This is a genomic window from Nocardioides sp. URHA0032 (assembly GCF_000620645.1).
Taxonomy (GTDB): domain Bacteria; phylum Actinomycetota; class Actinomycetes; order Propionibacteriales; family Nocardioidaceae; genus Nocardioides.
In genome coordinates this window covers 302,703-324,350 of record NZ_JIAV01000018.1, presented here as the reverse complement: position 1 = coordinate 324,350, position 21,648 = coordinate 302,703, and the positions used below count along the sequence as shown (strand labels likewise).

Below are 21,648 nucleotides of genomic sequence, written 5' to 3'. Positions count from 1 at the left end.
CCGTAGCCTGACGCCCATGCCCGCGCTCAAGGACGTCGTCGACCTGCTGCACGGGTGGTACCCGCCCGCGACCGCGGACTCCTGGGACGCCGTCGGCCTGGTCCACGGGCACCCGGGCGCGCGCGTCGACAAGGTGCTGTTCGCCGTCGACCCGGTCCTGCCCGTCGCCCGCGAGGCCGCCGACTGGGGCGCGGACCTGCTGGTCGTCCACCACCCGCTGTTCCTCAAGCCGGTGCACGGCTTCGCCGCGACCACCCCGAAGGGCCGCACGCTCGCCACGCTCGCCGGTGCCGACTGCGCACTGCTCACCGCGCACACGAACGCCGACCAGGCGGCCTCGGGGGTGTCCGAGTCCCTCGCGCTGGCGCTCGGCCTGAGCGACCTCGAGCCGATCCTGCCGGCGCCCGAGGGCCCGCGCGACAAGCTCACCGTGTACGTCCCGGTGGCGTCCGCGGACCGGCTTCGCGACGTGCTCGCCTCGGCCGGCGCGGGACGGATCGGCGACTACGACCATGCGTCGTTCTCGACCCCCGGGCAGGGCCGGTTCCGCCCGTTGGACGGCGCCAGCCCCGCGATCGGCGCAGTGGGCGAGATCGAGACCGTCGCCGAGGAGCGCGTCGAGGTGGTGCTGCCGCGGACGCTGCGCGCGCACGTCGTCGCGGCGATGCTCGCCGCCCACCCGTACGAGGAGCCGGCGTACGACGTGGTCGAGCTCGCCGGCGCCGGGCTCGCCGAGACCGGCACCGGCCGGGTCGGCAACCTGGCTCCGACCACGCTGCGCGAGTTCGCCGCACGCGTCGCGGGGGCGCTGCCCGAGACGGCGCACGGCGTGCGGGTGGCGGGCAGTCGGGACCGGCCGGTGCGGCGGGTCGCGGTCTGCGGGGGAGCGGGCGACTTCCTCCTCGACACGATGGCGGGGACCGACGCGGACGTGTACCTGACCAGCGACCTGCGCCACCACCCGGCGAGCGAGTTCGTCGAGCGGGACGGGCCGGCGCTCGTCGACGTCGCCCACTGGGCGGCGGAGTGGACCTGGCTGCCGGTGGTGGAGGCGCGGCTGCGTTCGGCGCTGGGCGATACGGTGGAGACGCGCGTGAGCACGCTCCGCACCGATCCCTGGACGTTCCGACTCTGAACGACCGCACGAACCCACCCCGAGGAGAACCCGCTGAAAGCCGATCCCGCCGCCCAATTGAAGCTCCTCGACGTGCAGGAGCTCGACGCCCGCGCCGACCAGCTGCGGCACCAGCGGGCCACGCTGCCGGAGATCAACGAGATCGCCACGCTGCAGGGCAAGCGCACCGACGTGGAGAACCTGGCCCGCGACGCACGGATCGTGGTCGACGACCTTGCCGTCGAGCAGCAGAAGGTGGACGTCGACGTCGAGGCCGTCCGCGCCCGGCGCACCCGTGACCGGGACCGGATGGACCAGGGCCTGGTGTCCAACCCCAAGGACCTGGAGCGGATGCAGCACGAGCTCGAGTCGCTCGAGCGGCGGATCTCCAGCCTCGAGGACGACGAGCTGGACCTGATGGAGAAGCTCGAGGAGGCACAGGCCGAGCTCACCAAGCTCGAGGCGATGGTCGCCGAGGCGGACGAGCAGATCGCCGCCCTCTCGGCGACCCGCGACGAGAAGCTGGCGGGCCTCGACGAGGAGCTGGCCAGGGTGAGCGCCGAGCGCGGCCCGGCCGTCGACGGACTGCCCGCCGACCTGCTCGCTCTCTACGACCGGCTGCGCGAGCAGAAGGGCGGCGTGGGTGCCGCGGAGCTGCGCGCCCGCCAGTGCACCGGCTGCCGGCTCAGCATCGACGCGTCCGAGCTCGGCCGGATCCGCGGGCTGGCGGAGGACGAGGTGGTCCGCTGCGAGGAGTGCCAGCGGATCCTGGTGCGCACCGCCGAGTCCGGGCTGTGACGCCCGCTCGCCGATGACCCGGGTCATCATCGAGGCCGACGGCGGGTCGCGCGGCAACCCCGGCCCGGCGGCGTACGGCGCGGTGCTCAAGGACGCCGACACCGGCGCGGTGATCGCCGAGGAGGGCACCACGATCGGCGTCGCGAGCAACAACGTCGCGGAGTACTCCGGGCTGATCGCCGGCCTGCGGCTGGCGCGGGAGCTCACGCCGGACGCCGACATCGAGGTCCGGATGGACTCCAAGCTCGTCGTCGAGCAGATGTCCGGGCGCTGGAAGATCAAGCACCCCGACATGCGGCCGCTGGCGACCGTGGCGACCAGCCTCGCGCCGTTCGGCACGACGTACACCTGGGTGCCGCGCGAGCAGAACAAGCACGCCGATCGGCTCGCCAACGAGGCGCTCGACGGCAAGCGCAGTGGCGTCACCGTCGCAGGTGCACCCGCACCCGCACCCGCGCCGACGCCGGAGCCCCGCGGCTGGGCGCCCGCCGGTACGTCCACCACGGTGGTGCTGGTGCGGCACGGCGTCACGGCGCACACCGTCGAGAAGCGGTTCTCCGGCGGCTTGGCCAGCGCCAACCCGGGGCTGAGCGACGACGGCCGCGACCAGGTCCGGGCCGTCGGGGAGTGGCTGCGGCCGATCGCCGAGAAGATCGGGGCGGTGGTCTCCTCGCCGGTCCGCCGGACGCTGGAGTCCGCCGAGATCCTCGGCGCCGTACTGGGGCACGAGGTGGAGGTGGAGCCGGGCTTCGCGGAGATGGAGTTCGGGACCTGGGACGGGATGACGTTCGCAGAGGTGGGCGAGCGGCACCCCGAGGACCTGGAGGCCTGGCTCGGCTCGCTGGACGTGGCGCCGGGCGGCGGCGAGTCGTTCCGCGTGGTGCAGAAGCGGGTGCTCGCCGGCCTCGAGCGGGTGCTGGCCGAGCACGCGGGCCGGACGGTCGTCGTGGTCAGCCACGTGACCCCGATCAAGACGATCGTCGCGCACGCGCTCGACGCACCGCTGGAGTCGGTGTTCCGGATGGAGCTCTCGCCGGCGTCGATCACCGTGGTGTCGTGGTACGACGACCGCCCGTCGATGCGGATGTACAACGCGCTGCCGCCGGGGAACGACGTGTTCTCGGCCGGCGCGACGCGCTGGTGACTACAGCTCGCTGACCACCACGTCGAGGCAGCCCCGGTCCTCCTCGACGACCCAGCCGAGGTCGCGCAGCGTCTCGGCCAGCTTCGCCGGCGTGCGCGGGTCGGCGCCGGCCTCGAGCAGCGCCCGGACGATGCGGCCCTTGGTCGCCTTGTTGAAGTGGCTGACCACCTTGCGCGTCCCCTGGTGCTCGTGGAGGACCCGCACCGAGGTGCTGCGCACCCCCGCCGGCCGCCAGAAGCCCACGTAGGTCCCGCTGCGCAGGTCCACCAGCAGCCCGCCGCCGACGGCGTCGGTGACGACCGGGCCCAGGTGCTCCCGCCAGGTCGCGGCCACGCCGCCGAGGCCCGGGAGGGAGGCGTCGCCGGAGAGGCGGTACGCCGGGATCCGGTCGCTCGGCCGCACCAGCCCGAACAGGCTGGAGGTGACCGCGAGCCGCGCCGTGGCGCGCCGCTTCGCTGCGGGGGAGAGGGTCGGGACGCCGAGGGCGTCGTACAGGACCCCCGTGTAGACGCGGTCCGCCCGCTGGGTCGGTGCGGTGCGCAGCGTGCGGTTCAGCGCGACCAGGTCGAGCTGCGTCGTACCGATCCCGAGGGTCTTCGCCGCGACCTCCGGGTCGCCCTCGCACAGGTCGACCAGCGCGTCGAGGACCCGCTCGCGCGCCGGGTTGAGGGCCGGGAAGTCGAGGTCGGCGAGGACGAGCGGCTTGCCGCGTCGGGCCGCGGCCTTGCCCTCGCTGGGCGGCAGCAGGATGAGCACCGGAGGAGTCTCCCAGAGGCGTCCCGACCGCTCGTCGGCGAGCAGGCATGTTCGGGTGTCCGTTCCGGTTACTGTGCCGGTATGCCGAGCAACCGCGTGGTCCGGATCCGCTCCGTCCGCGACGAGGTCGCTGCCGAGGCGCTCCGCGCCGGCGTCGCCAGGATCCAGGCCGAACTCGACGTGTCGCCGTCCTTCCCGCCCGACGTGGAGGCGGCCGCTGCCGCCGCGGCCCGGGCCCCTCGGCTGCCGGAGCTCGACCGAACCGACCTCGAGCTGCTGACGATCGACCCCGACGGGGCTCGCGACCTCGACCAGGCGATGCACCTCGAGCGGGACGGCGAGGGGTTCGTCGTCCACTACGCGATCGCGGACGTCGCCGCGTTCGTCGCGCCGGGCGACCCGGTCGACGTGGAGGCCAACCGCCGCGGCGAGACGCTGTACGGCGCCGACGCCAAGGTGCCGCTGCATCCCACGGTGCTCAGCGAGGACGCCGCCTCCCTGCTACCCGACCAGGTCCGGCCGGCCCTGCTCTGGACGATCCGGCTCCGCGCGGACGGCGGCCGCACCGACGTCCACGTCGAGCGGGCGCTGGTGCGCTCGCGCCGGCAGCTGACGTACGTCGAGGCGCAGCGGGCGCTCGACGACGGCACGGCGTCGGAGACGCTGATGCTGCTGCGCGAGGTCGGCGAGGCCCGGATCCACCGCGAGGCCGTGCGCGGCGGGGTGTCGCTGCCGCTGCCCGAGCAGGAGGTGGACGTCCAGGGGCCGGACTGGCGCCTCGAGTTCCGCGAGCAGCTCCCGGTCGAGCGGTGGAACGCACAGATCTCGCTGCTCACCGGGTTCGCGGCCGCCGACCTGATGCTCTACGCGCGGGTCGGGCTGCTGCGCACCCTCCCGCCGCCGGACCCGCGCGACGTCCAGCGCCTGCACCGCACCGCCCGGGCGCTCGGTATCGACTGGCCCGCGGAGCAGGTGTACGCCGACTTCGTCCGCTCCCTCGATCCCGCGCGGGCGTCGCACGCCGCGATGGTCAACGCCTGCACCCGGCTGCTCCGCGGCAGCGGCTACGTCGCCTTCGACGGCGAGACCCCGGAGGACCCGCAGCACGCCGCGCTGGCCTCGGAGTACGCCCACGTCACGGCCCCGCTGCGCCGCCTCGGCGACCGGTACGCCGGCGAGGTCTGCCTCGCCCTCTGCGCCGGCACCGAGGTGCCGGACTGGGTGCGGGGGGCGCTGCCCGGCCTGCCGAAGACGCTGCAGGCCTCGGCCCAGCGCGCGCACACCTACGAGGCGGCCGTGCTCGACCTCGTCGAGGCGGGGACCCTGCAGCACGACGTGGGCCGGGAGTTCGCCGGCGTCGTCGTGGACGTCGACGACAAGGACCCGCGCCGCGGCGTGGTCGTGCTCCAGGACCCGGCGGTGGAGGCCCGGGTCGTCTCCTCGGCGCCGCTGCCGCTCGGCACCGATGTCCGCGTGCGCCTGGCCGTGGCGGACGTCGGGACGCGGAAGGTGGAGTTCGAGCTGGTCACGCCTGCGGGTCGATGAGGATCTTCGCGTGCCGCTCGGCGGTGCCCAGGGTCTCGAACGCCTCCGCCACGCCGGCCAGGCCGACGACGTCCGTCACGAGCGGCCGCGGGTCGACCGTCCCGTCCGCGACCAGGTGCAGCGTCTCGCGGAACTCGACCGGGTCGTAGCAGAACGAGAACCGCAGGTCGAGCTCCTTGTTCACGGCCATCGTCGGCCGGAACGTGTCGGGCTCCATGCACACGCCGACCACGACCACGCGGGACAGGAACGGCGCGTGCGTGACGATGTCGTCGATGACGCCGGGCACGCCGACGCACTCGAAAACCACCGGCCCGCTGGGCGTGAGCCCGAGGCGCTGGGCCGCCTTGATCACCGACCACCACGGCAGCCGGGGGATCCGCCGCAGCTGGTGCATCGCGTCCAGTCCCTCGCCGAACAGCGTGGTCGCGCTGGTGACGACGCCCTTCTCCGCGGCGAGGAGACCCCACTGCTCACCCGGCTCGACGACCACGTCCGCGCCGCAGGCGGTGGCCAGCTCGCGGCGACCGGCTGAGAAGTCACTGGCGATCACCCGTCGTACGCCGGCGGCCTTGAGCATCAGGATCACGGCGAGCCCGATCGGCCCGCAGCCGACGACGACCGCCACGTCCTTCTTGCCGACGTCGCCGCGGTTGACGGCGTGCCGGGCCACGGCGAGCGGCTCGGTGAGCGCGGCCAGGTCGGGGTCGAGCCCGTCTGGCACCGGCATCGCGGCGTCCTCGGCGACCAGCACGTACTCGGCGTACGCGCCCGGTGCGTGCGGTGACAGCCCGGTCATCTGGATCTTGTCGCCGTCCCTGAGCAGCGGCAGCGCCACCAGTGGCTGCCCGACCGCCCAACGCTCACGGCAGCCCGGGCCGTAGGCGTCGACGGTGCCGGTGAACTCGTGGCCGAGCACCACCGAGTGCCGGCGTCGCATGAAGTCCGGGTAGCCGACCTCCGCCGCGACGTCCGCCGTGGCGTCCGCGTTGTGCCGGGCGTGCAGGTCCGACCCGCAGATCCCGGCCCGGGTGACCCGGAGGCGGACCTGGCCACGACCGGGCTCGGGCATCGGGAGCTCGCTGACCTCGAGCACTCCCTCGTGGACGGTGACGGCTCTCATACGGCCACCCTATTTGAGCCTCGCCGGACCTGGGTACCGGGAGCCGGTGACGACGACGCCCGCACCGGCTCGGACCCCGCGTGCCGTGGGGCCGGACGCGCTGCGCCTCCTCGGCCTGGTCGCGATCGTCGTCGGGCACGCCGTACCGGATCCGGTGGTGCGCGAGGTGATCTACCCGTGGCACGTCGCGGTGTTCTTCTTCCTCGCCGGCTACCTCTGGAAGCCCGGCCGCACGGTTGCTGACGAGGTGGGCCGGCGGTGGCGGTCGCTGCTGGTGCCCTACTTCGCCTGGGCCGCGATCATCGCGGGTCCACTGCTGGTCTTCGACCACGTGACGGGGTCGGCCGACGTCGGGGACCGCATCTCCGGCTTCGTCCACGGCGGCACCTACCTGCTGAACCCGTACCTGGCGTACTGGTTCCTGTGCGCCCTGTTCGTCGCGGCCGTGCTCTACCGGGTGCTGGACACCCTCCTCGGCGGTCACAGCACCCTGGTGATCTCCGCGCTCGTGCTCCCGCTGACGTTCGTCGACGACCACATCGCGACCATCCCGTACGCCGTCGGTGTCGGTGGGATGGCGATCTTCTTCGTCAGCGCGGGCCGTGTTGTCCGGGACCACCGCGCCTGGCTCACCCGGCTCTGGCCGTTCGCGCTCGTCGCCGGGGCCGCGCTCGTCGCGACCGGCCTCTCGAAGCCGCTCAACATGAAGGCGGGGGACTGGGGCACGCCCGTCCTCAGCTTCCTCGTCGCCGTGCTCCTCAGCGCCGGGCTGCTCGGCCTCAGCGAGTTCGTCTTCCGCCACGGCGGCCCGGCCTGGATCTCCCGGGCGGCGTCCCTCGGCCTGATCCTGGTGCTGACCCACGCCGTCCCGCTGTACCTGACCGACTACGACCTGCCCCGGTGGGCGCTGCTGACGAGCGCCCTGGCCTTCGGCTCCCTGATGGCCTACCTGGCCCGCCACACGCCGGCGCTCGGCGGATCCCGGCCGGTGCCCGCCTCCCAGCCTGCGCCCGAGCCGGAGCGGACTACCGTCAACGCATGACCGCGCTGATCGGACGCCGCGGCATTGGCGGGTTCTACCTGCTGCACCACCACCCGTGGCTGGTCGTGCTCGCCCTCGTGGTCGTGGTGGCGGTGGTCATGCTCCTCCAGCGCCGGCGCTGAGCCTAACGCGGACGGGCTGGCTTGTAGGCCCGGGCCGGTTCTCGCGTGATTTGTAGTTGATGGAAAGTGGCTGAAACTGCCGTCTGAGCTGCGAAAACGCCGATCTGGAGTGACTGTCAGGAACGGACGTTTATGGACTTCTTGCGGACTCTGTGCGGACAAAGTCGGGGCTCACCGGAGTTGGCGGCGCCCGCGAATGGTGCCAATTCGCTGGGCTGGCGAACCCACGATCACAGCTATCTCTTCGTGGCTAGTCGCACCCGTATCCGTCACCGTCACGGTCGAGGTCGTATGGGTCAGAACCAGTGACTCGAACGGTGCCATAGACGTACTCAGGGCCGTCGCCCGAGCCGTTGGCGCAGTCATAGTCGTACGCAGGCGTCAGGCATGGTGAGTAGCCGCTCGTGCAGTTGCTCGCGGGCGGCGCTGGCTTGTGCAAGTCGGAGACGACGAATCGGACAACACTCCCGGGCTGCACTTGCCGACCTGCCGCTGGGAACTGTCGTAGCACTGAATTGTCGGACCCACTCGTGGTCGTCTTCGAGCTCACCTTGGTCTTGAAGCCGGCCCGAAGGAGGACCGATGTGGCCTTAGCGCGGCTCATGCCTCCGACATCAGGAACGCGCGGTAATGGCGCGGCGACTTCGAGCTGGACTGCAGTTCCCGGATCTACGACCTCGTCCTCGTCTGGAGAAACACTCAGTACGGTGCCGCGCTGCTTCCTTGACGGAACCGGAGTCAGCTCAACAGGCCCGAGTCCACTAGATCGCAAGGCTTTCCTGGCCTCCTTCGCGCTCAACCCAGTGACCGCGGGGATTGTGCGGGTGGCTGGCGCCGACGAAGACGGGGCGGAGGTCGGTGTGGGAGTGGAACTGGGCGTCGTTTCAGTTTCAGACGACGCGACGGGGGTCGGTTCGTCTGGCGATTCGTCTGAGGTCGCAATCAAGACAATCCAGAGCGCCGCGACCCCCACGGTGATCGCAATTTTGGAAGCCCGGGCGGTGTTCCTTCGCTTCCAGAGACCAACCAGACCGAGCGGTGCGCACATCACTAAGCTGGGAACGACTGCCCACCAGGTTTGCCACCACGGCGCCTTCGTTCGCGCGGTTCGAGGCGGTGCCCCAGTGCGGGGCGGGACCCCAGGGCCATGAACGCGCGGATGTGTGTGCTCAGTCCACTTTTGGCCATCCCAGAAGCGGACCTGGTTCTCGTTCGTGGGGTCGGGGTGCCAGCCGGCAGGCGGCAGGGGGCTCCGGAGGTCATTGCAGTCCCGCTCTCTGGTACAGCTCGCTCGGCGCGGCTGTCTCTCGACTCGACGGATCCAGCTGCCGGCCAGGCTAGGTGGGGAGCTACGTGCTGTCACGGTTTCGCTGGGATCGGCAGGGCGGCTTGGTCACCTTGAGGCGTCGAGGGACGTGCCCGGCCAGGGACGACCTATGACTGTCGGGGCAAGGCGAATAAGCCTCGCAAGGAAGACATCATCAAGAAGGACCCGGACCGCAAGTTCCTGAACAACAAGCACGCGGTGAAGTATCAGGGTGATGGTCTTGTCGATCAGTATCGCCGCTGGATCGTTTCGGAGTTTGAGCCGTTGACCGACGACGAGATTGAGTACCGACTCTGAGGTGAGCGCAGGTCGGCCGGGCCAAAGAGCCCGGCCGATCTTCTGTGTATTGGAGTGTCCTAACCGGAATGACAACGGCATGCCCAGCCGCACTCCGACCGTTTCGTACGGCGACTCCGATCCCAACAGGTCCGTCGCCCAGACCGGAACAAGAGCTCTTCCTTCCTCCGGCAACTTCGCTGAGGACCTGGTACATCATGAGTACGGTCTCTTAGCGAAGACCGGGCTTCGGCGCTTCTGCTCGCGGAGGGTCACCGTAACGGCATGCGAATCGGCGGGCTCCCACCAAAGTAGGTGCGCAACCGCTCCCGAAGCGCCTTGTCACAGATGTACACGTAGGTGCCGAGCATCCCCCTGGTGAGCAGCACTGCGTAAATGTTCCGGACGAGTTGCAGGATGTCATCGTCTGTGAACGTGATTCCGCGACGGCGCATGTTATTCGCGGCTGTGGGGTCGAAGTAGTTGGCTCTGTCAAAGGTCAGCTGGCGGAGCTTTGGGTCGTAGCGGAGATCAGGGCCGATGATGACGCCTGCATAGTTGAGGTCGTAGCCCTGGATCGTGTGGATGACACCGACCTCGTCGGTCGAGTTGGGCGCATTCACCCAGTCCACGTCGGTGCTGTTCCATCGCATGGAGACCCCGTCGATGACGATGTCGTACGCGTCCTTGTCTCGCTTGCTAGCCCAGGGCCAGGCGAAGCCCGCGATCAGGCGAGCTAGGCCAACCTCGTCATCACGTTCGCGGATCGCCTGACGCATATGAGATATGTCGTCGTAGAAGCGGAGGTCGTAGCCAGCGAACAGCCGCGGTTCCGGCGGAGTGTCACTCAGGACGGCCCGCACGTAGCCGACGTAGTCCTCACCGGCCTGCACTCGCATCTGCGAAGTCAGGCGGTAGCGACGGTGTTGTGCATCGCTCAGCGACGCTAGTTCTGCAAGCGCCTGACCGGACACATCGCCGGTGTGAATGCTCTGGGCTGAATCCAGCAGGTAGATCTGATGGGCGCTCTTCGCCTTGACCCAGTCGAGCTGCGTCAGCTCAGCGTCGTCAGCTCCGAATAGCTTCTCGTTGATCTCGGAGAACATCTTGTAGAGCGGGCCGGCCGGCTGGTTGCCGCTCTGACGGAGCCGATGAGCCTCGTCGACGACGAGCAGGTCAAAGTGCTCCGAGCTGTTCCCCATCTCGAAGGGAGACATCACCATCGCCGCTTCCAAACCAGGTGTCCGTTTGAATACGCGCTGGATGGTCTTTCGCAGGGACATCTGCGGCACAACGAAGCCGAGTCGGCGACCGCGCAGGAGCTCGGGGTACCCCTCGACGAAAAACTCGGCGAGCGGTGACTCTGACTCGAGTTGTTCCGACGGGTCCCAGGTCTTGACGTCGCTAAGCAGTTTCATCAAGTAGACAGCGACGACGGTCTTGCCAGTCCCGGGCTCGCCCTGGACAACGATCTGGCTCGGCGATCCTGCATCGATGTCCTGGAATAGGCCCTCGAGGATGTCGAGGACGACGACCTCCTGGTCGTCTGTCAGCGCCTTGAACGGGGAGAGCTTGAAGAGGTCAGAGTTTTCGATCTCGGGAAGCGACCGACTGAAGAGCCCGTCTTCCCGCAGCTCCTCGAAGATGTCGGTGAAGACCTTCTGGTAGTCCTCGCGCCCGAAATAGTCCCGATCGGTGATGCCAACGTTGCGATTGGTGATCTGGTAGAGACCGTCGCCCGAGAGTCGCTGGATCAGGAATGCTTCGAGGTCTAGGCACACGGACTTGTTGAAGGTGGGGTCGAGCACCACGCGAGCGCCCTTGAGCAATCGTTTCTCCGGCGAAGACAGATGCTGCCGGAACCGGCTAGCGACGTTGAGTGACTCGCCAACATAGATCTGCTCGTCGCCGTCGAGCGCGTAGACGACTGGCCAGTTTCGAAACCGTGGATCGAGCTGTGCCCACGCCTCGATCTGACTCACGGCGAACGGGCCACGCTCAATCCGAAAGCTGGTCATACTTCGCACTCCGGCCACGCGCCCTATCGGCTGGATACTTTTTTCTCGTCTCTTCGAGCTTCGTCATTACGACTGCGTCTGGATCAAGACCGAGCTTGTCCGCCAGGAGCAAGCAGTACGTCAGCACATCGGCTAGCTCCGCCTGTACTCGCTCCGGTTCTCCGTCGTCGGACCATTGGAAGCACTCCAGGAGCTCGCCAGCCTCGATCGAGATCGATTTCGCCAGGTTCGCCGGGCTATGGAACTGCGCCCAGTCGCGCTCGGCGACGAAGGCGCGGAGCGCATTCACAACTTCGGCATCCGACATGTTGGCGACCCTAGTGTCAGCCGCGGCCCGAGATGATGATTGTCCGCATCAATCTCGGCGAATCCGTCGCGAACCTACGAGCCAGCCAAGGTTGCGCCTGTGAAGAACTCCGTCGGCATCGCATGTCGAAGCTTCCAGGTGATGGCGATCGGCCGCTCGCCGATGTGGCTCACGTACGTCGTAGGTCCCAAGAAGACGTACGGCGCGGTGTCGTACTCACCTTTGGACTCAATCCGGCAGAACAGCAGCACCGTGCTCGTTCCGGTGAGGTAGCGCTGGCCGGTTGGTGAGGCGATCGAGGTGGCGTTCTGCGATTCCCAGTGGAAGAGCGTGGGGCTGATCGGGTAGTCGCGGTACATGGTGGTGGGGGAGTAGTCGGCCTCGGACTTCTTCAGCGTTACGAAGAAGGCGTCGACGTTGAGCGGTTCGGAGTAGGCGACGCCCTGCATCATGCTGGTCGGCTTGCGCTGGAGGCTGGCGTAGTCGAGCGCCGCGAGGATCTCCTCGCGTTGGTAGGACGCGTGCACGCGCAGGGGCACGTCGGCCAGGTGCCCGGCAAGCGGGAGGGCGTCGTGTCGCGTTTCGTCGAACACGATGTCGACAACCGCTCCGAGCTCGGCGGCGACAGCCTGTTCCGTACGGATGGCGGACAGGCCGGCGTTGTATGACGTGAAGCCGCCGGCGTTGGGGAAGGCAGAGAAGAACAGCATCCGCGCCAGTCGTTGTTCGGCTGGAGGGAGGTCGGCGTACTGGACGTGGGAAGTCAGAAGGCGGCGGTAGCCGGACGCGCGGCCTTCGTCGTCAACGTGGGCAAAGGCGCGGATCCGCTTGAGCAGCTCGGCTTCGCGGGGTGTGCCGTCGGGCGTCGGGAGGCCGGCGTCGCGGCGGAGCTGGGTCCAGGACTTCTGGCCGCGCCGCAAGATGTCGGGCAGCTCGGTGCCCGACTCGCGTACGAAGGTTGGCAGGTCGAGGTCGCCGTAGGAGCGTAGCTCCGCGGCCATCGCCTTCCAGCTGTTCGCCACCTGGGTGCGGAGGTTCTGGAGGATCAATGCCTGTGCCTGTCGGTCCATCACGATCTGGCAGCCCGATGGCAGGAAAGGGAAGCCGCGTTCGATCTCGCGCTCGAGTCCGCGCCGGGTTTCCCCTGTCAGCGCGCGCAGCTTCTTGTCGAATCGGAACTCCTGACGGTGGTGACCGACGAAGTCGAGGACGGTCAGCACCGCCTTGTCGGGAGTACGCCGCAGCCCGCGACCGAGCTGCTGGAGGAACACCGTCGCGCTCTCGGTCGGCCGCAGGAAGAGCACGGTGTCGACGTCGGGCAGATCGAGACCCTCGTTGAATAGGTCGGCGGCGAACAGGATGTTGACGCGTCGGGACTTGAGGTCTTCCAGTGCCCGTTGCCGGTCCATCGCCGGAGTGTCGCCGCTGACCGCGAGCGCGGGGATGCCGGCGGCCACAAAGGTCTCGGCCATGAACCGGGCGTGGGCGACGCTGACGCAAAAGCCGAGGGCCCGCATCGCGCCGGGGTCGATGACCTTCTCGCGCAGCTGTCGCAAGACGATCGTGGCCCGTGCGCGGTTGCCGGTATAGACGTGCGACAGCTCTCCCTCGTCGTAGCGACCGCGGCTCCAGCTGATCCGGCGCAGGTCGGTGCCGTCGGCGACCGCGAAGTAGTGGAAGGGGCAGAGCAGGTCCTTGCCGAGCGCGTCCCACAACCGCAGTTCGGTGGCGGTGCGTCCGTCGAAGAACTCGGCGCGGACGTCGACGCCGTCGGCGCGTTCGGGGGTGGCGGTGAGACCGAGCAGCTCACGCGGCGTCAGGTGCTCGAGGATTCGCCGATACGTCGGAGCCTGCGCCCGACTGCGGAATCGACGCGGACCGGCTGTCTATCGACCCGCAAGCCATGATCATCGAACCAGGCGACCTGGAGGCGGAGCAGGCGCCGATGAGGACCATCGCCTCCACCGGAAAGGGTGGCGGCCACGCCGCGAGCCGGCGCATCCTCGGACGCAGCGGAGAACTGTCCATCCCGGTCCGCCTCGCAGAGGACGTTCCCGAACTGGCCGCATACGTCCGACCCGCGCGCGAGATTCTCGACGAGGCCTACCGACGCGGACACCGCATCCTTCTCGAAGGAACCCAAGGCACGGCCCTCAGCATGTTTCACGGCGAGTACCCGCACGTGACCAGCCGAGATACCACCACGAGCGGCACGCTCGCCGAGGCTGGCATCGGTCCGCGCCGCCTGCGTGGCGCCATCCTCGTGACGCGCACTTACCCGATCAGGGTCAAGGACCCCGACGACGAAGGCGGCACGTCGGGACCGATGTCGCAGGAGATCACCTTCGAGGAGCTCTCCCAGCGCTCCGGCGTCGGGCTCGAAGAAATCACGAAAACTGAGACCAGCTCGGTGAGCAGGCGGCTACGACGCATCGCCGAGTTCGACCGGGACCTGCTGCGCCGCAGCGTCGAGCTGAACGGCGCCGCCGACATCGCCCTGACGTTCGCCGACTACCTCACCGTCGACAACCAGAAAGCGCAGCACTACGACCAGTTGACCGACGACACTATCCGCTTCATCGAAGAGGTCGAACAAGTCTCGGGCGTCCCGGTCAGTCTCATCAGTACGCGGTTCGACATCCGTGTGGTCATCGACCGCCGACGTTGGTAGCAGCCCCTACGCTGACACCTCCACCACCACCTGCTGGCGAGAAGGTCCATGACCCCGGACGAACTGATCCACCACTACCCCGTCCTCCACCACATGGCGGAGTACAACTCGTGGCCACGGATCCAGCAGATCGGCCTGCGTACCACCGAGCAGATCGTCGACGCGTGCCAACCGGACCCCGCAACCCGCGAGGCCATCCTCGGGCAGCGTCGGACGCGGTCCTTCGACCTCGAGCACGCGGTGGTCGGCACCGTAACCATTCGCGACCAGAAGCCGCTGTTTCTCCACAACCTGGCACCCAAGCTCACCGACGTGACTGTTGAGCAGTTCCTCGACCTGCTCAACAGCCGAGTGTTCATGTGGACCCACCCCGATCGGCTGGATCGGCTGGATCGGCTGCTCGGCGCCAACGCGTACCGGCGCCAGCGTCACGACGTCCTCGTGCTCGAGACCGCGAGCATCGTACAGACCTACTACGACCGCATCCGCCTGACCGGGATGAACACCGGAGCGACCATCTTCCCCAGCTCGCCACCCCGCGGCGTTGAATCTTTCATGCGGATCTCCGACTTTCCCTTCGCTGAACGCCGCAAGCGGCTGGTCGACAACGTGGTGGAACTCTGCGTGATCGGCGGCGTCGACCACATCGAGGACCACGTTCTCCAGGTTCAGCGTCGCCAAGGTGCCGACGTCATCGAGACCATCTACGAGCGCTGACCCTCGGGCGCAGCCCAACTTTCGAACCGGCTCAAGAGACGTGAGGTGTCCGCGTGAATGTCAAGGACGACATTCCCCGCCCCGGATCGGCCAACCACTGGGCTGGGACTTGGGTTGCCGACAGGCTGGGCCTCGGCATCCGGACCACCGACGCGCCACTGGGTGTCCAGCTCGACGAGCTCGTCGGCCTGGCCGTGCGTCGCAACCCGCGCCGTGCGCACCTTCTGGTCTCGACCGTGCTCGGCAAGCACGTTCCCACCGACCCGAATCTCGTCTACGGCGCTGGTCTTCTGCTCGGCGGCCTGGTCGCCCGGGCGCTGACCGGACACGCTGACGCCGCGCACCCGCGCGACCGTGCCGGCGGAAATCTGCTCCGGCGTGCGCTCGCGGGCGCCTCCGGGGCCGCGGCCATGCTCGCCGACCACGGGCGCAGGCTCCGCGAGACTCTACCGCTGCCGGAGGGCGTGGTCGTGCTTGGCTACGCCGAGACCGCGACCGCGCTCGGACACGTCGTGGCAGACGCGCTGGACGCGCCGACCTTGCACTCCACTCGCCGCCCGGTCGCCGGAGTCACCTCGATCGGCGGCTTCGAGGAGGAGCACTCACACGCCACCAGCCACCTGCTGCTGCCCGAGGATCCGACGCTGCTGGCCGGGATCGGGCCGCTGGTTCTGGTCGACGACGAGCTCTCCACCGGGACGACCGCGTTGAACACGATCGCCGAGCTCCACGCGCTCGACCCGCGCACGCACTACGTGATCGCAGCGCTTGTCGACCTGCGCTCGGGCGCCGACCAGTCCCGGATAGAGCAGACGGCCGCCGACCTCGGTGCTCGCATCGACGTGGTCGCCCTAGCCGCCGGCCGGGTCGACCTGCCCGAGGGCGTCCTGGCAGCCGGACAGGAGCTCGTCGCAACGACCGAGGCGCTGCAAGACAGCAGGACTGGTGCGGAGCCGTCCGCGCACGATGGCGTCACCACGGTCGCGCTGCCGTCCGCCGCGGGGGTGCGCGACGGGGGACGGCACGGGTTCACCCCTACCGACAGGAGAGCGCTGGAGCACTACCTCGCCGAGGTCGCCGCGACGACGTCCACCGGAATCGAACAAGGCCCGGTGCACGTACTCGGTTTCGAGGAGCTCATGTACGCGCCTCTCCGGCTCGCGCAGGCCTTGTCCACGCTGCTGCCGCACGAGCAGATCACGTACTCCACGACCACCCGGTCCCCGATTTTGGCGGTCGCCGACGACGGGTACGCGATCCGGTCCCGGATAGTGTTCCCCGCACACGACGACCCGGCCGACGGTCCCGGCGACAGGTACGCCTACAACGTGGCTCCAGCGACTACCTCCATCGAGAAGTTCGGCACCGTGGTCCTGGTCATCGACGCCGCCGCCGACACGCCAGAGCTGCACGCTCCGGCCGGGCTCCTGGCAAAGCTCGCGGAAGCGGGCGACCGAGTCGTGCTCGTCGTGATCCCGGACTACCGCCCAACCATCTCTACCCTGACTGCTGACACCACCACTGGAGAAGATTCGTTGTGGCCTCGACCGATGCTTCCGCGCCGAACCTGCCGACCCCGCTGACGGGGCCGGACTTCGGCTCCTACGCAGCCGAGGACGTCGCCTGGCTCCTGAAGGACCTCTCGACCCTCGAGCTCGAAGCGCCCACCGAGGAGCGCGAGGAGGCCATCCAGGTCGGCGGAGCGCATTACGCCGAGTCGCTGCCGGTGGAGTTCCAGCCGAACGCGGCCTATCGGGCGCTGTTCACCGAGGCGCTCAGGGCGTCTGCCGAGCGGGTCGCGTACGCGGTCGGCCTGGTGACTGAACAGGTCCTCAAGCTTCGCGGCGAGAACGCGGTCCTGGTGTCACTGGCACGTGCCGGCACCCCGGTCGGCGTGACCATGCGCCGCTGGGCCCAGTTCCGCCACGGGCTGGACCTTCCGCACTACGCGGTCTCGATCGTTCGCGGCCGCGGCATCGACCACGTCGCGCTGCGCTACCTAGCCGCCCACCACGACCCGGCGTCAGTCATGTTCGTCGACGGTTGGACCGGCAAGGGCGCGATCACGCTCGAGCTCGCCGCGTCGGTAGCTGAGGCGAACGCCGCGCTCAGCACCGCGTTCGTCGGCGAGATGGCGGTCCTGGCCGACACGGGAGGATGCTGCGAGATCTACGGCACTCGCGACGACTACCTGATCCCATCGGCGTGCCTGAACGCGACGGTCTCGGGTCTGGTCTCCCGCACCGTTCTCAACGACGCCTACATCAGGGAGGGCGACTTCCACGGTGCGAAGTTTTACGCCGACCTCGCAGCCACGGACGTGTCGCACGACTTCATCGACGCGGTCGTCGCCCGCTTCGAGCAGGTGGTCGATCAGGTCGACGCCGACCTTAGCGACCACTTCGCCGCCGACCACACCCCGACGTGGGCCGGTTGGGCCGCGGTAGAGCAGGTCAGTGAGGAGTACGGCCTCGGAGACGTCAACCTCGTCAAGCCCGGCGTCGGGGAGACCACCCGGGTCCTGCTGCGGCGGGTGCCGTGGCGGATCCTGGTCCGTCGGGACGCGGCGGCCGAGCTCGCACATGTGCGGATGCTCGCCGAGCAGCGCGGCGTAAAGATCGTCGAGGTCGAGGATCTCGCGTACAGCTGCATTGGGCTGATCCACCCGAAGTTCACCCGCGGCGCGACCGGCGCCGGCGGCACCGCGGTCACCGCCGGACGTGACGCGTGAGCTGGCCTGCGAGCGGGTCGTCGACCGGTCGGATCGTTGGATCTGTGAGCGGTGTGGTGGTGGCCAGCGACCTGGATCGGACGCTGATCTACTCCCCGTCAGCGCTCGAGCTGCCGGAGGAGGGCGGTCGGGTCAAGCGGCTGTCGTGCGTGGAGATCTTCAAGGGCACGCCGCACTCGTTCATGACCGAGCGGTCGGCTGCGAACATCGCGACGCTCAACAAGGCTGGTGTCCTAATGCCGGTCACGACCCGCACCGTGGAGCAATTCCTGCGCATCGAGTTGCCCGGTCCGGCGTCGAAGTTCGCGCTGTGTGCGAACGGCGGCCGGCTACTGCGCGATGGTGTGGAGGACCTCGACTTCAGTGCCGCCGTCACAGCTCGGCTCGCCGAATCCGGCGCCCCGCACGGCGAAATGCTCTCCAAGCTGCGGCGTGTGTCAGTCCCGACCTGTGGGGACAAGTTCGTGGAGAATGTGCGCGACGCGTCCGGACTGTTCTGCTACGCGGTCGTGGAGCGCAAGCACCTGCCCGCGGGGTGGGTGCAGGAACTGACAGAGTTCGCTCAGGAGCGGGCATGGACGGTGTCGGTCCAGGGTCGGAAGGTCTACCTGGTGCCGACAGCGCTGTCGAAGGCAGCCGCGGCCCGTGAGGTCGCGGACATGCTGGGCGCGCCCCGACTCCTGGCTGCTGGCGACTCGCTCCTAGACCTGCCACTGCTGGAGGAGGCTGACGCGGCTATCCGGCCGGCCCACGGCGAGCTCGACAGCGTCAAGTGGTCGCCGCCGCATGTCGTGGTCACGGCGACGGCCGGGGTGATGGCCGGCGAGGAAATGTCGGCGTGGATGGTGCGGCAAGCTGGCCTGTGACCATCTCTGGACGCGGTGCAAGATTCGATGGATCGAGAGGGCTCCTGGCCAGACGCGTGGCTGATCGGTTTCTCCCGCCTAGAAGGGTATGTGGCTGCTAACCTCGCGAATCGTGCGCTGCTGACGGCGTCGGACCGAACACGGGCGGGGGGAAACCCGTCGACACAGAACGGGAGAGTGTTGTGGGAGTCAGCCTGACCAAGGGCGGGAACGTTTCACTTACTAAGGAGGCCGGTCCCGTCGGCCTGACCGCTGTCCTCGTCGGCCTTGGCTGGGACGTGCGGACTACCACCGGCACCGACTTTGACCTCGACGCGAGCGCGCTGGCGTGCAAGTCCGACGGGAAGGTCGCCTCGGACCAGCACTTCATCTACTTCAACAACCTGGTCAGCCCGGACGGCTCGGTCGAGCACACCGGGGACAACCTGACCGGTGAGGGCGAGGGCGACGACGAGGCCATCAAGGTCAATCTCGCGTCGGTCCCTCCAGACATCGACAAGGTCGTGTTTCCGGTCTCGATCTACGATGCCGACTCACGCTCGCAGTCGTTCGGGCAAGTGAAGAACGCGTTCATCCGGGTCGTGAACCAGGCCAACGGCACCGAGCTGGCCCGCTACGACCTGTCCGAGGATGCCTCGACCGAGACCGCGATGGTCTTCGGTGAGCTGTACCGCAACGGTGCCGAGTGGAAGTTCCGTGCCGTCGGCCAGGGCTACGCCTCCGGACTGGCTGGCATCGCGAAGGACTACGGCGTCAACGTCTAACATCCAGCACCGGACCGGGCCGGTGCATGCGACGTTGCTTCTCCAGGCCCGGGACCGCCACAGGCCCCGGGCCTGTCGCGGCTGGAGCGCGCCCTGACGGCTTGGGTGATCTGGGGGACCTGGAGGCCGACGTTCGGCTGTGCTCACCGGGGTCGGGCGGCAGAGGCCGCGTCATGGACCCTGTCGAACCGCGTCTCTCACCCGGTGGCGGGAAATGAATGGAAACGCGGACAGGGTCCGCTGTCGTCGGTACCGTCTCGGAGGCGAATGTCCCGGGCGCCTGGGCCATCACGGTAGCTGGCAACGGGACCCAACCAAGGCCCGTACCAAGCAAGCAATCTGGAGGATAGAACCATGTCGGGTGTTTCCCTGACCAAGGGTGGCAACGTCAGCCTGACCAAGATGGCCCCGAGCCTCACCGCGGTGTCGGTCGGCCTCGGCTGGGACGCGCGGTCCACCACCGGCGCCGACTTCGACCTCGACGCGAGCGCGCTGATGTGCGGCGCGTCCGGCAAGGTCATCGACGACTCACACTTCGTCTTCTTCAACAACCTTCGGTCGCCCGACGGCTCCGTCGAGCACACCGGCGACAACCTGACCGGTGAGGGCGACGGTGACGACGAGGTGATCAACGTCAGCCTGGTGAGCGTGCCGCAGACCGTCGAGAAGATCGTCTTCCCGGTGTCCATCTACGACGCGCACGCGCGCCAGCAGTCGTTCGGCCAGGTGACCAACGCGTACATCCGGGTCCTCGACGCGAGCAACGGCACCGAGCTGGCCCGCTACGACCTGACTGAGGACGCGTCCACCGAGACCGCCATGATCTTCGGTGAGCTCTACCGCCACCAGGGCGAGTGGAAGTTCCGCGCTATAGGCCAGGGCTACGCCTCCGGTCTCGGGGGCATCGCCAAGGACTACGGCGTCAACGTCGGCTGAACCATCGGCGGGTGCGTGACCATCAGGTCACGCAACCGTTGCGACAAGAACAACCGCATCACCGAGCTCAGGGCCGCTGGAGTCCCAGCTCGCCAACCTGGCTTCAACGGGGGAAGCACCGTGATCTTCAAGACCTTCGGCTGGTCGTTCGCAATCACATTCTTGGCGCTCGCGGGAGCGTTAGCCATCGGCGGACCTTCAGTCTTCGCGCTGGTGCTGATCCTGATCGTCCTCGAGGTGTCGCTGTCGTTCGACAACGCGGTCGTCAACGCGACCATCCTCGTCAAGATGAGCCAGCTCTGGCAGAAGCTGTTCCTGACCGTCGGCATCCTCATCGCCGTGTTCGGCATGCGGCTGCTGTTCCCGCTGGTCATCGTGGGCATCACCGCCCACCTCAGCCCCGGTGAGGCTGTGCGCCTGGCACTGGAGGGCGGGCCGATCGACGAGCCCGGGACGTACGCGTACCTGCTGCACGAGGCGCACCCGAGCATCGCCGCGTTCGGCGGCATGTTCCTCGGCATGCTCTTCCTCGACTTCATCTTCGAGGACCGCGACATCTCCTGGCTGTCCTGGCTGGAGCGTCCGTTGGCCCGCATCGGCAAGCTCGACCAACTCTCGGTCGTGGTCGCGCTCGTCGCGCTCGTCGTTTGCGCCGAGTTCCTTGCCGAGCACCCCGAGGACGTGTTGGTCGCCGGCGGCTGCGGCATCATCGCCTACCTGCTGGTCAACAGCCTGGCCGAGCTGTTCGAGGCTGGGGAGTCCGACGAGGACGAGCCGGAGTCGCTGCCGGGCATTCACGGCGACGCGGACCGGGTCGTCGAGGTCGTCGGCAGCCCCCCCAAGGGCCAGGTCGCACAGGTTGCTGGCCGTGCCGGGCTCGCGCTCTTCTTGTACCTGGAGCTCATCGACGCGTCGTTCTCCTTCGACGGGGTCATCGGCGCGTTCGCGATCACCCAGAACATCTTCATCATCGCCGTCGGGCTCGGCGTCGGCGCCGTCTACATCCGGTCGCTGACGGTGTACCTGGTCCGCCAGGGCACGCTCGACGACTACGTCTACCTCGAGCACGGCGCGCACTGGGCGATCGGCGCGCTGGCGACCCTGCTGCTGGTCAGCATCTCCCACGAGGTCCCCGAGGTCATCACCGGCCTGATCGGCGTCGGCTTCATCGCAGCAGCGTTCGGCTCGTCGCTACTGCGCAACCGCCGTCGCGCGAGCCAGGAACCGCCCGGCGAGCTGGAAGATGCCACCGTCGGCACCTGACAAGTCAGCACCACCCGCCGGCCGCGCCCGGCCCCTGCGGAGATCGCGACCGCGGCACCCGCCCCAACCCGCCGGAAGCAGCTGGCCCCGGCACAAGGAGTCACAACCATGGGAATCGACTACACCAA

General features: G+C 68.6%; 20 protein-coding genes. 14 read left to right on the top strand and 6 right to left on the bottom strand.

Annotation, left to right across the window (positions count from 1 at the left end):
• Positions 1–16: 16 nt before the first annotated feature.
• The 3 genes from N538_RS0108430 to N538_RS0108420 all read left to right on the top strand — a co-directional run bounded on the left by N538_RS0108430 (position 17) and on the right by N538_RS0108420 (position 3,056).
• Entirely contained in the window at positions 17–1,135 is a 1,119-nt protein-coding gene (locus tag N538_RS0108430) for a Nif3-like dinuclear metal center hexameric protein (RefSeq protein ID WP_081790366.1), read from the top strand.
• A gap of 72 nt (positions 1,136–1,207) precedes the next feature.
• The gene (locus N538_RS0108425) at positions 1,208–1,912 is read left to right on the top strand and encodes a zinc ribbon domain-containing protein (protein ID WP_051549044.1); all 705 of its coding nucleotides are present in this window, start codon (positions 1,208–1,210) and stop codon (positions 1,910–1,912) included.
• 13 nt (positions 1,913–1,925) lie between these two features.
• Positions 1,926–3,056: a bifunctional RNase H/acid phosphatase gene (locus N538_RS0108420; RefSeq protein ID WP_028636945.1), complete on the top strand. Its 1,131-nt coding sequence runs from the start codon at positions 1,926–1,928 to the stop codon at positions 3,054–3,056.
• On the opposite strand, the gene yaaA is transcribed toward N538_RS0108420, so the two are convergent.
• Positions 3,057–3,812: a peroxide stress protein YaaA gene (gene yaaA, locus N538_RS0108415; RefSeq protein ID WP_028636944.1), complete on the bottom strand. Its 756-nt coding sequence runs from the start codon at positions 3,810–3,812 to the stop codon at positions 3,057–3,059.
• Between the two features lie 81 nt (positions 3,813–3,893).
• On the opposite strand from yaaA, the gene N538_RS0108410 reads away from it, so the two are divergent.
• Positions 3,894–5,357 (top strand): RNB domain-containing ribonuclease, encoded by a 1,464-nt coding sequence (locus tag N538_RS0108410; protein ID WP_028636943.1) that lies wholly within the window; start codon positions 3,894–3,896, stop codon positions 5,355–5,357.
• Here N538_RS0108410 and N538_RS0108405 read toward each other — a convergent pair.
• Positions 5,338–6,480, bottom strand: a complete 1,143-nt coding sequence (locus N538_RS0108405) for a zinc-binding dehydrogenase (protein ID WP_028636942.1) — start codon at positions 6,478–6,480, stop codon at positions 5,338–5,340. The genes N538_RS0108410 and N538_RS0108405 overlap by 20 nt on opposite strands.
• A gap of 46 nt (positions 6,481–6,526) precedes the next feature.
• Here N538_RS0108405 and N538_RS24440 point away from each other — a divergent pair, with 46 nt between their 5' ends.
• Positions 6,527–7,522 (top strand): acyltransferase family protein, encoded by a 996-nt coding sequence (locus N538_RS24440; RefSeq protein WP_155992014.1) that lies wholly within the window; start codon positions 6,527–6,529, stop codon positions 7,520–7,522.
• On the top strand, positions 7,519–7,644 hold the full coding sequence (locus N538_RS29450; protein WP_269320324.1) for a hypothetical protein: 126 nt from the start codon (positions 7,519–7,521) through the stop codon (positions 7,642–7,644). Before N538_RS24440 ends, N538_RS29450 begins: the two co-directional genes overlap by 4 nt.
• 250 nt (positions 7,645–7,894) lie before the next feature.
• Here N538_RS29450 and N538_RS29675 read toward each other — a convergent pair whose 3' ends face one another.
• From N538_RS29675 to N538_RS24430, 4 genes are all read right to left on the bottom strand, one after another.
• Positions 7,895–9,007, bottom strand: coding sequence for a DUF2510 domain-containing protein (locus N538_RS29675; RefSeq protein WP_081790365.1), 1,113 nt, complete (start codon positions 9,005–9,007; stop codon positions 7,895–7,897).
• Positions 9,008–9,519: 512 nt separating this feature from the next.
• Positions 9,520–11,229 carry a DUF2075 domain-containing protein gene (locus tag N538_RS24435; protein ID WP_197025278.1) on the bottom strand — a complete coding sequence of 570 codons (1,710 nt, stop codon included), beginning with the start codon at positions 11,227–11,229 and terminating at the stop codon, positions 9,520–9,522.
• Between the two features lie 16 nt (positions 11,230–11,245).
• A complete protein-coding gene (locus N538_RS0108370; RefSeq protein ID WP_028636941.1) occupies positions 11,246–11,572 on the bottom strand; it encodes a nucleotide pyrophosphohydrolase in 327 nt (108 codons plus the stop codon).
• A 74-nt stretch (positions 11,573–11,646) separates the two neighbouring features.
• Positions 11,647–13,287, bottom strand: a complete 1,641-nt coding sequence (locus N538_RS24430; RefSeq protein WP_051548996.1) for a DUF3427 domain-containing protein — start codon at positions 13,285–13,287, stop codon at positions 11,647–11,649.
• Positions 13,288–13,475: 188 nt separating this feature from the next.
• Here N538_RS24430 and N538_RS24425 point away from each other — a divergent pair, with 188 nt between their 5' ends.
• The 8 genes from N538_RS24425 to N538_RS0108325 all read left to right on the top strand — a co-directional run bounded on the left by N538_RS24425 (position 13,476) and on the right by N538_RS0108325 (position 21,520).
• Complete coding sequence (locus N538_RS24425) at positions 13,476–14,243, top strand: adenylosuccinate synthetase (protein ID WP_051548994.1); 768 nt, start codon at positions 13,476–13,478, stop codon at positions 14,241–14,243.
• Positions 14,244–14,291: 48 nt separating this feature from the next.
• The gene (locus N538_RS24420; RefSeq protein WP_051548991.1) at positions 14,292–14,960 is read left to right on the top strand and encodes a DUF7002 family protein; all 669 of its coding nucleotides are present in this window, start codon (positions 14,292–14,294) and stop codon (positions 14,958–14,960) included.
• A 53-nt stretch (positions 14,961–15,013) separates the two neighbouring features.
• Positions 15,014–16,543 carry a phosphoribosyltransferase family protein gene (locus tag N538_RS28950; protein ID WP_197025277.1) on the top strand — a complete coding sequence of 510 codons (1,530 nt, stop codon included), beginning with the start codon at positions 15,014–15,016 and terminating at the stop codon, positions 16,541–16,543.
• Complete coding sequence (locus tag N538_RS28945) at positions 16,498–17,691, top strand: cysteine protease StiP family protein (protein WP_028636940.1); 1,194 nt, start codon at positions 16,498–16,500, stop codon at positions 17,689–17,691. The genes N538_RS28950 and N538_RS28945 overlap by 46 nt, the downstream gene beginning before the upstream one ends.
• A 44-nt stretch (positions 17,692–17,735) precedes the next feature.
• On the top strand, positions 17,736–18,557 hold the full coding sequence (locus tag N538_RS0108340) for a hypothetical protein (protein WP_051548989.1): 822 nt from the start codon (positions 17,736–17,738) through the stop codon (positions 18,555–18,557).
• A gap of 182 nt (positions 18,558–18,739) precedes the next feature.
• Positions 18,740–19,321 carry a TerD family protein gene (locus N538_RS0108335; RefSeq protein ID WP_028636938.1) on the top strand — a complete coding sequence of 194 codons (582 nt, stop codon included), beginning with the start codon at positions 18,740–18,742 and terminating at the stop codon, positions 19,319–19,321.
• 354 nt (positions 19,322–19,675) lie between these two features.
• The gene (locus tag N538_RS0108330) at positions 19,676–20,257 is read left to right on the top strand and encodes a TerD family protein (protein WP_036569851.1); all 582 of its coding nucleotides are present in this window, start codon (positions 19,676–19,678) and stop codon (positions 20,255–20,257) included.
• A 120-nt stretch (positions 20,258–20,377) separates the two neighbouring features.
• A complete protein-coding gene (locus N538_RS0108325; protein ID WP_028636936.1) occupies positions 20,378–21,520 on the top strand; it encodes a DUF475 domain-containing protein in 1,143 nt (380 codons plus the stop codon).
• The last annotated feature ends 128 nt before the right edge of the window (positions 21,521–21,648 follow it).

What these genes read in the sequence shown, in the direction of transcription:
- N538_RS0108430 (WP_081790366.1), top strand. Translation starts at nt 17, where the DNA reads ATGCCCGCGCTCAAGGACGTCGTCGACCTGCTGCACGGGTGGTACCCG.
- N538_RS0108420 (WP_028636945.1), top strand. Translation starts at nt 1,926, where the DNA reads ATGACCCGGGTCATCATCGAGGCCGACGGCGGGTCGCGCGGCAACCCC.
- N538_RS0108410 (WP_028636943.1), top strand. Translation starts at nt 3,894, where the DNA reads ATGCCGAGCAACCGCGTGGTCCGGATCCGCTCCGTCCGCGACGAGGTC.
- N538_RS0108405 (WP_028636942.1), bottom strand. Translation starts at nt 6,480, where the DNA reads ATGAGAGCCGTCACCGTCCACGAGGGAGTGCTCGAGGTCAGCGAGCTC.
- N538_RS29450 (WP_269320324.1), top strand. Translation starts at nt 7,519, where the DNA reads ATGACCGCGCTGATCGGACGCCGCGGCATTGGCGGGTTCTACCTGCTG.
- N538_RS0108370 (WP_028636941.1), bottom strand. Translation starts at nt 11,572, where the DNA reads ATGTCGGATGCCGAAGTTGTGAATGCGCTCCGCGCCTTCGTCGCCGAG.
- N538_RS24425 (WP_051548994.1), top strand. Translation starts at nt 13,476, where the DNA reads ATGATCATCGAACCAGGCGACCTGGAGGCGGAGCAGGCGCCGATGAGG.
- N538_RS24420 (WP_051548991.1), top strand. Translation starts at nt 14,292, where the DNA reads ATGACCCCGGACGAACTGATCCACCACTACCCCGTCCTCCACCACATG.
- N538_RS0108330 (WP_036569851.1), top strand. Translation starts at nt 19,676, where the DNA reads ATGTCGGGTGTTTCCCTGACCAAGGGTGGCAACGTCAGCCTGACCAAG.